7 protein-coding genes are annotated in these 13,078 nt (G+C 43.3%); 3 read left to right on the top strand and 4 right to left on the bottom strand.

Annotated features, from left to right (window positions below; genetic code table 11):
- Nucleotides 1-40: 40 nt before the first annotated feature.
- Nucleotides 41-694, bottom strand: a complete 654-nt coding sequence (locus RMX69_RS15010; RefSeq protein ID WP_322637914.1) for an energy-coupling factor transporter transmembrane protein EcfT — start codon at nt 692-694, stop codon at nt 41-43.
- Nucleotides 687-1,610 (bottom strand): energy-coupling factor ABC transporter permease, encoded by a 924-nt coding sequence (locus RMX69_RS15005; RefSeq protein WP_289797169.1) that lies wholly within the window; start codon nt 1,608-1,610, stop codon nt 687-689. Before RMX69_RS15005 ends, RMX69_RS15010 begins: the two co-directional genes overlap by 8 nt.
- A 926-nt stretch (nt 1,611-2,536) precedes the next feature.
- Between RMX69_RS15005 and RMX69_RS15000 the strand changes: the two genes are divergently transcribed.
- From RMX69_RS15000 to RMX69_RS14990, 3 genes are all read left to right on the top strand, one after another.
- Nucleotides 2,537-3,778 carry a glycosyltransferase gene (locus tag RMX69_RS15000; protein WP_289797168.1) on the top strand — a complete coding sequence of 414 codons (1,242 nt, stop codon included), beginning with the start codon at nt 2,537-2,539 and terminating at the stop codon, nt 3,776-3,778.
- Between the two features lie 102 nt (nt 3,779-3,880).
- Nucleotides 3,881-5,875, top strand: a complete 1,995-nt coding sequence (locus tag RMX69_RS14995) for a glycosyltransferase family 39 protein (protein ID WP_322637913.1) — start codon at nt 3,881-3,883, stop codon at nt 5,873-5,875.
- A 261-nt stretch (nt 5,876-6,136) separates the two neighbouring features.
- Nucleotides 6,137-8,665 carry a mannose-1-phosphate guanyltransferase gene (locus RMX69_RS14990; protein WP_289797166.1) on the top strand — a complete coding sequence of 843 codons (2,529 nt, stop codon included), beginning with the start codon at nt 6,137-6,139 and terminating at the stop codon, nt 8,663-8,665.
- Between the two features lie 345 nt (nt 8,666-9,010).
- On the opposite strand, the gene ileS is transcribed toward RMX69_RS14990, so the two are convergent.
- Nucleotides 9,011-11,965, bottom strand: coding sequence for an isoleucine--tRNA ligase (gene ileS / locus RMX69_RS14985; protein ID WP_322637912.1), 2,955 nt, complete (start codon nt 11,963-11,965; stop codon nt 9,011-9,013).
- A 235-nt stretch (nt 11,966-12,200) separates the two neighbouring features.
- On the bottom strand, nt 12,201-12,740 hold the full coding sequence (locus tag RMX69_RS14980) for a universal stress protein (protein WP_289797164.1): 540 nt from the start codon (nt 12,738-12,740) through the stop codon (nt 12,201-12,203).
- Between the last annotated feature and the right edge of the window lie 338 nt (nt 12,741-13,078).

Below are 13,078 nucleotides of genomic sequence, written 5' to 3'. Positions count from 1 at the left end.
AATGGAGACGCAATTAATCGCGTCTCTACTGGGGAGTGGGTTAAATTTTGTAAGAAGTTAGGGTTACGCTAGCAGCGATCGCCCAAGCTAGTAATAGGGCAAAACGTTCTTTTGGTCTGAGGGTAGAATCTATGGGTAATTGTCCGTTGTAACCACGAGCTACCATTGCCGCATAGACTCGCTCTGCTCGATCTAGACTACGGAGATATAAAGCTCCAATCATGGCAGCACTGGCATAGCGCAACCATCCCGTAGTTCCATTCAGACCGCGTAGTTGAGCGCTGCGCCGCATTCGCGTTACTTCTGAAAGCAAAATTTCCATATATTGCCCAGCTAACAACAAGTTTTCCTTTAAAGGTGCTGGTACTGGTAACGTTTTAAGGGCAATGCCGAAACTGTGGGGGGGTAAGGTTAACAAAAAACTATTCATCGTCACCAGACAAACTAGCGAACGAACTAGCAAAAAAGTGGCTCGTTCCCATCCCTGGGGCAATGCTAACAATGACAAAAAAATCAATTCTGTGCCGAGTAATCCTCCCAATTGGCGAATTGGTACGCGCAAGAAGCAAGCCCATAAAATTGCGATCGCGCCATATACACTTAGTCCATACCAGGCAGAATGCTTTAATAAAGCTGCCCCCACCACAATCACTAGAGACAGTTGCAAGCGTAGCGGTAAGGAAAGTTTAAGCATTCTTCGGTTTCACTACCTTGGCAATTCCAAAGGCAACAGCAAAGCAAACCGCAGCTCCCACCAGCCCAGCGATACTAGTGCCAATTGCCCCCAAGCCCTCAATTCCATAGTCAGCCAAGGGAGTCGGCACAATTATCCGTACTTTCTGGGCTAAGTCGATAAAGCCCGTATTTTCGGCAACTTTCTCCAAACCATCAGGCCATGCTGAGGCAAAGAGTGAGAGTACTCCCGCAATTAAGAAAATAGTGACAATAGGCACTGACCAGCCGCGAAACTCCTGCTGTTCCCCTGGCAATAAATCTGGTCGAGCGGTGGCCAGATAAGTCAGCACACCCCCGGTAATCAGCCCTTCGCCAATACCGATCAAAATATGCACACCAGTCATAGCTGGTAAAACTATCGCTACCGGTGCAGTTCCAGAGAGGGCTAATTCAATGGCACAAGCGATCGCAGCTACCACTACACTTACACCCCCTGCTATACCAGCAGCCAAAGGTAAGCGCCCTTTAGATCCGCCAAACAACCGTTGCAAGGTTTCGGTTAAAACCCAGCCTACCCAAACACCAATCACTCCCATATTCAAAATATTTGCTCCCAAGGCAGTAATACCACCATCAGCAAATAACACAGCTTGAATAATTAAAACTGTGGCGATACACAACGTTCCTGCCCAAGGACTGCCTAAAACGATCGCAGCTAAGGTTCCCCCTAACAAGTGACCACTAGTACCTCCTGCTACTGGAAAATTGATCATCTGGGCAGCAAAAATGAAGGCGGTGGTGAGTCCCAATATCGGGGCACGACGAATCCCAAAAGCCTCTTGCGATCGCCCGAAAGCAACAAACAACGCTGCCGCACTCGCTAAACCAGTAGCCCCTGCCACCGGAATAGAAACAAATCCATCAGGAATATGCATGATCTACCCTGTATTCTTAGTGGTTCATTTACTCAGAACAAGCAATAAAACTACGCCATCTAATTTAATAACAAACAAAATTTTTCTGTTTTTTGCAATGCCCTATCGGGGGATTTTATAGTGTTACTTTTGACATATTTTCAATCTAGTGTCTACTAAACAGTATACTTATTTAGTAACATATTAATTTTTGTTAAGCTTATTTTTGATATTGCGAAACGTTGACAAATCTTCCAAAACGAGACTGTACATATCTAGTCTCGTTTGGTTAATCAAATTACTTCTAAAAACTGGTAAGAACGAAACATTAACTGCCTTTTACCTTGATGGAGTAGTTCGTTTTTTCAAAAATCAAATAGGAATTTATAACTGCTTTTATGGTTAACAAATAGCTATAACTATTTATCAAAGAAAAATTTTGATTTTTCTTTGTTTTGTAGTGTTTAATTAATTGAATATTTATTGCATCAACAAATAAGTTTTTACGGGTGTAACAAGCTTATGTAATCAGCATTTGCACTTTCTTCTTACCTTGCTGTAAAAACAATAATGTATAAGCATATTACCAAGATTTACGATACTCCATACTAAAATAATATTCCCCGTAGTATCATTAAAAAATTATAAAGATATGCTGAATAAAATGTATATTTGCTGACCGAGTTTACTTAAAATTACACGATATTTTACTAAAAAATACGTAATTTTTCATATATTATCATAAAAACAAGGGGTAAAATGTAAAATTTAGATTAATTTAGGAAAATACTGGGATCGAAGTGCGGGAATTACTAAACTTTCAGGGCAACTAACTGTAACAAAAGGATTCCTCAACTTTTGAGCAACTAGGTTTAGTCAATAAAGTCAGCAGATGTTTGATTCTATTTTCCACGGACTTTACACACCCTCGTTTTGCAATTTGGAATATGAAAACAAACTCATCCAACTCGCTGTTACCAGTATCAACTGGCCCACTAAAGATTTCAGAGTTGCCCCCCAACCCCGTGGGTATAGATGATGATAATTCTATTCATCTTTCTCTAGTGATTCCTACTTATAAAGAGCGTGACAACATCAAGAATGTAGTCAGTATATTGAGTCAATTACTGGATGAATCTATTGCAGGAAACTATGAACTAATAGTAGTAGATGATGATAGCCCAGACCGAACCTGGGAGATAGCGCAATCTTTGACGACAGAATACCTCCAGTTGCGAGTGATGCGACGCCAACAAGAACGGGGTCTGTCCTCAGCGGTGATTCGTGGGTGGCAAGCAGCTACGGGGAGTGTACTGGGGGTGATTGATGGAGATTTACAGCATCCACCAGAGGTATTAATACAACTGTTGCATAATATTGATCAGGGAGCAGATTTGGCAGTAGCTAGCCGTCATGTAGAAGGAGGCGGTGTTAGTAGTTGGAGTGTTGTTAGGCGTTTCTTGTCTCGTGGCGCTCAGTTGTTAGGCTTGGTAATCTTACCGGGGGTAGTGGGCAGAGTTTCTGACCCGATGAGTGGTTATTTTATGGTGCGCCGGAGTGCGATCGCAGGTGCGACACTCAATCCAGTTGGATATAAAATTCTTCTAGAAGTAATTGGCCGGGGAAAAGTAGACCAAGTTGCCGAGGTTGGGTATGTATTTTGCGAACGCAAAGAGGGCGAGAGTAAGGTGACATGGAAGCAATATATAGATTACATCCACCACTTAGTGCGATTGCGGCTTTCCACAGGGAAAGTAGGACGATTGAGTAGAAAAGTCAATTTCCCCGTCGGTCGATTTGTCCGTTTTGGGTTTGTTGGCTTTAGTGGTGTGTTTGTGGATTTAACGGTGTTTCACTTACTGCGTACTGTAATTCATTTAGGTTTAACTCGCAGTACGATTCTTTCGGCCGGAGTGGCAATCGTAAATAATTTCCTATGGAATGACGTATGGACTTTTAGTGATATTTCTCAAAGGCAACGTGCTTTGCATCAACGTTTCAAGCGATTTTTGAAGTTCAGCGCGGTCTGTTTGGCAGGAGTTATATTACAAGCTCTAATAATTAATTTTCTCTATAATATCTTGGAAATAAATCAGTATTTAGCTAAGTTGATCGCGATCGCAGTTGCTACCATCTGGAATTTCTGGGTTAATTTGAAACTTAGCTGGCGCGTCACAGACGTGAAATAATCACAACGAGGGATTTGAGCTTTAGATTTTTGTTTTTAGATTTTAGAACGAACTTAAATCTCAAACGTCAAATCTACAAATCCATGACTGTGAGGCCCAGCAATGAGAGTTCTTTTCCAAGGTGCATTTTATTTTTACAAAAAAATTATCTCGTTGCTACCTGCATCTGCTATACATTTCCTGCCTCTGGCAGATAAAAACTCTGGCTCACAACGCAAGCATTGGCATAATTGGCATCGCCTTCCTCCTTTTTGGGTTAATCTCTTGCTGATCTTAATCTGGTTGATCGTCGGCATCAGCTTGCGCCTCACCAACTTGACTGCAAAGCCTCCTTGGACTGACGAGTTTGCCACCTTGGTGTTTAGCTTGGGGAATACTTTTTTATCAGTTCCCCTCGATCAAGCGATCGCACCTGATATTCTATTACAACCACTGCAACCAAACCCAGCGGCTAGTATTGGTGATGTCATTCATAACTTAGCCACACAAGATAGTCATCCACCACTGTATTTTGTGCTGGCTTATCTGTGGATGAAATTATTTCCCAGCGACGGAGGATTAGTATCGCTGTTTGGGGCGCGATTGCTACCAGCTATATTCGGCGCTGCCTCCATTCCGTGTGTTTATGTATTAGGTAGAGTAGCATTTCGTTCGTCATTGGTAGGACACTTGACTGCTGCCATGATGGCAATATCACCTTATGGCGTATTTTTAGCACAAGAAGCGCGTCATTACACTTTGGCAATCTTATGGGTAATTGGTTCCCTCACCTGCTTAGTAATTGCCACACGTCATATTCAAAACCGCACACCTTTACCTATATGGGTAGCACTTTTCTGGATAGGAATTAATGCTTTAGGTATTGCTACTCATTATTTTTTCACCCTTACCCTTTGCACAGAAGTCGTAGTTTTGATTTTTCTGGCTTGGCTTCAATTGCAAACTAGCAGTTCGCCAAGTGAACTTGGCAGGGTAAAGGGTAAGGGGGAAGGGGGAAAGGTTTTAAATCCTTTACCCTTTACCCTTTCCCCTTTCCCCAGCCCTCACCCAGCATTTTTGGGTTGGCAGACTACTAGCAGCAAATTTTCTCTGCTCTTTTCTCCTCCCTGGCGGCGCATCTATGCCGTTGCAATAGGTACTTGTGTAGCAGGTTTAATTTGGATACCAACCTTGTTAGAGAATGAAAATCGTGGTGCTTTGACCGAGTGGATTCGAGGTTCGCGCGTTGGACTAGAGTGGTTAAGCCCAATTTTTCAAGCTTTAGGAACATTGATTGCCATGATTTCCCTATTACCAGTTGAATCTTCTCAAGCTTTGGTTGTGATTCCTTCTGGGGTAGTGATGCTGACTTTCTTTATTTGGGCAGTACCAATTTTGCTGCGTGGGATAAAAATTCAACTACAGCACCCAGAAAACCGGATGATGATTCAGGTAATTGCTGGAGTAGTTATCAGTGCGATCGCAATATTCTTTATCTTTACGTACTTTTTGGGTATTGACCTTACCAGGGGTGCTAGATATAACTTTGTTTACTTTCCCGCGATCGTGGTTTTACTAGGTGCAAGTCTCGCAGTTTGTTGGCATCCTCCCCAGGAATGGATGGAAACAGAGCCAGGGAAAAATCGGATAACAAGCATAGGTAAATGGGGAATAAACGGAAAAAAAGCCGTAATGTTAATTTGGTTAATGGGATTTTTCAGTGCAGTTACAGTAATCTGCAATCTCGGCTATCAAAAATATTATCGTCCTGACCTGTTTGTGCAACTAATTCAACAAACATCCCCAACACCAGTACTGATTGCCACCACCCACAAGACTTATGTACACACTGGGGAAATGATGGGAGTTGCGAGGGAAATTAAACGTGCAAATTCACTCCAAAATCCTCTGTTTCTCCTGGCTCATCAAGATCGAGATCCGAATGCTTCCACCATTGCTCTGGAAAATACTTTAAAACAATTACCACGACCTTTTGACTTGTGGCTGGTAAACTTTCACGCACCGGTAGCAGAAACCGTGAAAACATGTGTTACGTCTGATACTCAATCTTTGCCACCCGTAGACGGCTACGAATATGAACTTTATCATTGCCAATAAGGTGGGGACTGGGGACTGGGGAAAAGGTTAAAGGGTAAAGGGTAAAGGGTAAAGGGTAAAGGGTAAAGGGTAAAGGGATAAATTTAACCTTTCCCCCTTACCCCTTTCCCTTTGCCCATTCCCAATGCCCAATCCCCAATCTATATGCATCTTGTGGAAGTTCCTCAAATATCAATATCCATAGGAGACTAGAGAAAGAATAACAAAGTCTATCTGATACGTTTTCAAGCAGCAAAGGCTGTAACTAGTTAAGGAGGATTTATGCGTGCAGTACTGATGGCAGGGGGTTCGGGAACGCGGCTTCGCCCGTTAACTTGCGATTTGCCGAAACCGATGGTGCCGATTCTAAATCGACCAATTGCCGAACATATTATTAATCTCCTCAAACGACATCAAATTACAGAAGTTATTGCAACATTGCATTATTTACCTGATGTCTTGCGAGACTATTTTCAAGATGGCAGCGATTTTGGCGTGCAGATGACTTATGCTGTCGAAGAAGATCAGCCTTTAGGTACAGCTGGCTGTGTGAAAAACATTGCCGAACTTCTTGATGAAACTTTTTTAGTCATTAGCGGTGATAGCATAACAGATTTTGACCTGACGGCTGCGATCGCATTTCACAAACAAAATAAGTCAAAAGCTACTTTGATTTTAACCAGGGTTCCCAACCCGATTGAATTTGGAGTGGTGATTACCGATGAGGAAGGACGGATTCGGCGATTTTTAGAAAAACCCTCTAGTAGTGAAATTTTTTCTGATACCGTTAACACTGGTACTTACATTCTCGAACCAGAAGTTTTGGAATATCTGCCAGCAAATGTTGAATGTGACTTTTCCAAAGACTTATTCCCCTTACTACTAGCAAAAGATGAGCCAATGTATGGTTACATTGCTCAAGGTTACTGGTGTGATGTCGGTCACTTAGATGCCTATCGTGAGGCTCAGTATGACGCCTTAGACCGGAAAGTAAATCTCGATTTTGCCTACAAAGAGGTTTCTCATGAGTTATGGGTAGGCCAAAATACTTATATTGACCAGACGGCTGTGATTGAAACCCCAGCAGTGATTGGTGACAATTGCCGCATCGGGGCAAGAGTCCAAATTGAGGCAGGAACCGTAATTGGGGATAATGTCACTATTGGTGCTGATGCTAATCTCAAACGTCCCATCGTGTGGAATGGGGCATTCATTGGCGATGAAGCACATCTTTCTGCCTGTGTAATTTCCCGTGGCACTCGTGTAGATCGCCGCGCCCATGTATTAGAAGCTGCTGTGGTGGGTTCGCTTTCCACAGTGGGAGAAGAAGCCCAAATTAGCCCTGGTGTGCGCGTTTGGCCCAGTAAAAAGATTGAATCAGGGGCAGTTTTAAACATTAACTTGATTTGGGGAAACACCGCCCAACGGAATTTATTTGGGCAACGTGGTGTCCAAGGATTAGCGAATATCGACATCACCCCAGAATTCGCTGTGAAATTGGGATCTGCTTACGGTTCAACTTTGAAACCTGGTTCTAAAGTAACGGTTTCCCGCGACCAGCGTAATGTTTCTCGGATGGTGACGCGATCGCTGATTGCTGGTTTAATGTCTGTAGGTATTGATATTCAAAATCTCGATGCTACAGCTATCCCCATTGCCCGCACAGTTATACCCACAATGTCGGTAGCTGGTGGTATCCACGTCCGGGTACATCCCGATCGCCCTGATTACATTCTGATTGAATTCATGGATGCAAAGGGCATTAATATCACCAAAGCCCTGGAAAAGAAAATCGAAGGGGCTTACTTTAAGGAGGATATGCGGCGGGCGCTAATTCATGAAATTGGCGATGTGTCTTATCCTAGCCAAGTCATGGAGCGGTACTGCACTGCTTTTGAAAAACTTTTGCATGTGCATACACTCCGCAATAGCCGCGCCAAAGTGGTGATTGATTATGTTTATGCGGTATCAGGGGCAGTTTTACCCCAAATGTTGGATAAATTTGGCGCTGATGCCGTGGTATTGAATGCCAGTGTCAATAAAAGTGCGATGTCAATCACCGATCGCGAAGGATTGCTGACTCAGTTAGGTCATGTAGTGGAGGCATTGAAAGCTAACTTTGGGGTGCAAGTATCCGCTAATGGAGAACAGCTAATTTTAGTTGATGAATCAGGCTACCCAATTCGTGGGGAAATTTTAACAGCACTGATGGTAGACATGATATTAACCGCTAACCCCAGAGGGACAGTAGTTGTACCAGTTCATGCTTCCAGTGCGATTGAACAAGTCGCCCGTCGCCATGATGGCAGAGTGATTCGCACTAAAGCCAACCCGACAGCTTTAATGGAAGCTTGCCAGAAAAACCCGAATGTGGTGCTAGGAGGTAGTGGAGAAACTGGTTTTATTTTCCCGCAACTGCATCCGGGATTTGATTCCATGTTCTGCATTGCGAAGATCATTGAGATGTTGACTATCCAAGAGCGATCGCTTGCTGCGGCGCGGTCAGAATTGCCCCGTGTAATTCACAAAACTTATACAGTCCGTTGCCCGTGGACAGCTAAGGGTGCTTTGATGCGTTACTTGGTAGAAACTCACCCAGCCCAAAATCTAGAATTAATTGATGGAGTAAAAATTTGTCAACCCTACGATGACAGTTGGCTGTTAGTTTTACCAGATGCCAGCGAACCACTGGTGCATTTGTATGCAAATAGCAACGATCGCGAATGGGTAGATGAGACTGTGAGAAACTACCGCACCCGTGTTCAGTCGTTTGTAGAAAGACAACAAGAATATCAACCAACCGAAGTGTAATTCGTAATTAACCGCCTATAGCCAGAGGCGGGCAAGATGCCCGCCCCACAAGATTGGATAATTTATTTATTGGAAGTCCCTAAGTGCATTTAGCCATTTTTAGGTTAGTGATTTCTAGTCTGTTAGAGGATGTCTGAAAAGTTTTTTTGTATACATCTAACCCTTGGAGATCCCCCTAAATCCACGCCACTTGCTCATGGGGGAGACCCCCAAGACCGCAGTGGCTCCCCTTAAAAATGGGGACTTTAAGACTCTTATTCCCCCCTTTTTTAAGGGGGGTTAGGGGGGATCAAGAAATATTTGATACTTCTCAGACATCTTCTTAGCACCGTGGGATTTTTGCTTTTAAAACTCTCCAGCTAAGGCTGCAACGCATCGTTCGCAAATTAGGGGATGTTCTGCTGATTCTCCCACATGAGTAGAGTAGTTCCAACAGCGATCGCATTTTTGCCCATCTGCTTTGTAAACCTGAATATATATGCCAGCATCATCTCCTTCCTCAAAAATGGGTTCAGATGGCACTTCTACTTGAGAAGCTAAAAATAGATAACGTAACTCATCTACACCATTACTTTTTTCAACTGAACCGTGAGTATTAGGATTGAGAGCTTGTAAACGTTGACGCAATCTCTCATCAAAGATATGCACCACAACTTTTGCTTCTAAAGAAGATCCGATTGTTTTTTGCAATCGATATTTTTCTAGATTTTTGTTGACCTGATCGCGAATTTTCCGTAACTCTGTCCAAAATTCTGCTAATTCTGGATTACGCCATTTTTCCTCAACCTGTACCCAACCAGCTTCAAACACTGATTTGTAAGGTGTTTTGTAAGGGAGATATTGCCAGATATCTTCAGCAGTGTGAGATAACACTGGTGCGATCGCTCGTGCTAAATTATCTAAAGCTATTTTCAGCACCGTTTGACAACTGCGACGGCGGAAAGCATCTTTTGCACTGATGTACAGCCTGTCTTTGGCAACATCTAAATAAAAGTTGGATAAATCCACCACGCAGAAATTCTGCACTGTTTGGAAAAAGCGGAAGAATTGGAAACTCTCAAAAGCTTGAGTGACTTCTTCAAATACTTCGGTGATGCGGTGCAGCATATAACGGTCAAGTTCGGGCAATTCCTCGAAGGGAACTGCATCTTTTTCCGGGTCAAAATCATCCAAGCTACCCAACAAGAACCGCGCCGTATTGCGAATCTTACCCCTAACATCATTCATCTGCTTAATGATGTTTTTGCCAATGCGGACATCGCCGGAGTAGTCAACCGATGATACCCACAATCGCAATACATCTGCACCGTAAGGCGGTTCTACTTTTTGATTTTTGCCGCCTTCAATGATTGTATTTGGATCGACCACATTTCCTTCTGACTTGCTCATTTTTCGCCCTTGTTCGTCCAAAGCGAAGCCGTGAGTTAGCACAGTTTTGTAAGGTGCAATGTCATTTACCGCTACACTGGTGAGCAAACTTGACTGAAACCAACCGCGATGTTGGTCGGAACCTTCCAAATATATATCAGCAGGGTAGCGTAACTCTGGACGCTGTTGAACTACAGCTGCCCAAGATGAGCCAGAATCAAACCATACATCCATTGTGTCTGTACCCCGGCGGTACGACTTGCCATTATTACGATAAGATTCTGGTAATAATTCCTCAACTGAAAGTTCCCACCAAGCATCGGAACCTTTTTCAGCGATGATTCCTTGGACGTGGTTGATAATTTCTTCATTCAGCAGTGGTTCTCCCGTGGCTTCGTCGTAGAAAACGGGAATGGGTACACCCCAAGCGCGTTGACGAGAGATACACCAATCGGAACGTTCCGCCACCATTGGCGTGATCCGATTTTCACCTTGGGCTGGAATCCATTTTACCGTGGCGATCGCCTTCAATGCTTCTTCTCTAAATCCTTCCACAGAAGCAAACCATTGTTCAGTGGCGCGGAAAATTGTTGGCTTCTTCGTCCGCCAATCATAAGGATATTTGTGGGGATATGGTTCTTCCTTCAACAAAGAACCAGCCGCAGCCAGTGCATCAATCACCGCTTGATTCCCATCACCCAGCACATTCAACCCCGCAAATTGTCCCGCTTCTTCGGTAAAATTGCCATTGTCATCCACTGGTGCAAGGATGGGTAAACCGTAGCGTTGACCAACAATGTAGTCTTCTTGACCATGACCCGGTGCAGTATGTACCAACCCAGTACCCGATTCAGTAGTGATGTAATCACCGCCGACAACAATCGGACTTTCGCGGTTATATAGAGGATGACGATAAGTAGTATGTTCTAAATCATTCCCTTTGAATGTGGCTTTTACAGTTAACTCAACTCCCAACGTTGAAGATAAACGTTCCACTAAATCAGCAGCAACAATGAGATAGCGGAACCTCACCCCCTCAGTCCCCCTCTCCGTTAAGAGAGAGGCGGAAGCTACTTCCTCACTCCCCCTCCCTGCTTGCGGGGAGGGGGTTGGGGGGTGGGGTTCTACTTCCACCACTGCATAATTCAAATCTGCATTTACCGCCACAGCCAAATTCCCTGGAATTGTCCAAGGTGTAGTCGTCCAGATAGCCACGCCTAAATCTGACTGATATTCCGCCAACAGTGGTTTTACGGCTTCTGCCAAACTTGTGATTGCAAAAGCTGCATAGATACTACGAGAAACGTGACCTTCAGGATATTCCAACTCAGCTTCAGCCAAAGCAGTTTTAGAACTGGGACTCCAGTGAACCGGCTTCAAACCGCGATAGATGTAGCCTTTTAAGAACATCTGACCAAACACGCCAATTTGAGCCGCTTCATATTCCGGCTTCAAAGTTAGATAAGGGTTTTCCCAATCACCCCAAATACCGTAGCGTTTAAAATTTTGGCGCTGGTTATCTACCGTCGCTAGTCCAAATTCTTTCGCTTTCTGCCGCAGTTGTAAAGACGTTAAATTTTGCCGTTCTGCTGACTTCATGTTCTGCAAAACTTTTAACTCAATTGGCAATCCGTGACAATCCCAACCAGGGACGTAGCGAACTTTACGCCCTTGTAACATTTGGTAGCGGTTAATAATATCTTTGAGAATTTTATTTAAGGCATGACCAATATGGAGTGAGCCATTAGCGTAGGGAGGCCCATCGTGCAGTATAAATAATTCGCCGGGGTTATTTTCAAAGAGGCGATCGTAAATTTTATTTTCTTCCCAAAATTTTTGGATTTCCGGCTCGCGCTTGATGGCGTTTGCCCGCATATCAAAATTAGTCTTGGGTAGGTTTACAGTATCTTTGTAACTTCCTGATTCGGTCACAGTCTCATGCCTAGAATTAGGTGTGCAGGTTTTACTAATTATAGAAGATGGCGTCAAGAACTCTATCAGGCTTCACGGCTGAGGATGGAGCTTTCAATAATTAATTTTTGCGTATTAGACAAGCCCACTGAGCCTAATCTTGGTACACACACCTGCACACTTTCCCAGTGCCGATTAACTGTAAGCCTTTTATATTAAAAGGTACCATGTCTGCAATAATCGGCAAAATTAGCAGTTAGATGGATGGTGTTACTTTCTCTAGCTGTGCAGTTTCAGTTTTACTTGTACTAAGAGGATGCTGTACAGTCAAGACTGAACAAGAGGCATGGTGAAGGACATAATTGCTGACACTACCTAAAAACAACTCAGACAGACCAGAGCGACCCCTACGCCCGATTACAATTAAGTCAAATTTGCCATTACGGGCAAATTCACAGATAATGCGTCCAGGGCTACCTGGTTTTTGATAAAATTCAGTACTAATACCAGTACTAATTGCTTCATCTGCAAGCGATCGCAACATCTCTAGTCCCTGATTAAGGAACTTTTTCCACTGCTTTTGCTGCATCTCCAAAATTTCGGTACTCATTCCTAGCCCCACATAATATTCAGAGCTAGCCAGTAAAGAAATATCTGGGCTTCCTTCTTCTTCTGGTGATAGTACGTGCAACAACGTCAAGTTAGCTTGTAAAACCTCCGCTAAGGCAAGTGCTTTCTCAAACACACTCCTATTGCTAGTCGATGTATCTAATGCAACCAATATTTTTTGAAACATATTAGTTTATCTCCAAACTATTTTCCTCAAGCTTTTAGCTACTGATGACCGGAAGGTTTACTAATTCGCGATCGCTTTCACTTATCTTTTACTTATATTTATAAGAAAACAATTTGAGGAACTTGTGAAGGTATGGGGCAAAACGTGACATCCTCACCGACCTAAAGGCGCTCTTAAGAAGGAGTAATGAGTAATAAGTAATAAGTAATGAGTAAATACCCATTTTTCATCCACTCATTACTCCTTACTTTAAAGCATTGCGTGAAGCCTTATGATTCAGACCCAAATATGTGGTGACAAAGGTGGAAAACCCTAACGAGATTTAATTTTGAGGCATA

It is taken from the genome of Nostoc sp. EspVER01, assembly GCF_034530635.1.
Classification (GTDB): domain Bacteria; phylum Cyanobacteriota; class Cyanobacteriia; order Cyanobacteriales; family Nostocaceae; genus Nostoc.
This window is presented reverse-complemented; position numbering and strand designations above follow the sequence as displayed.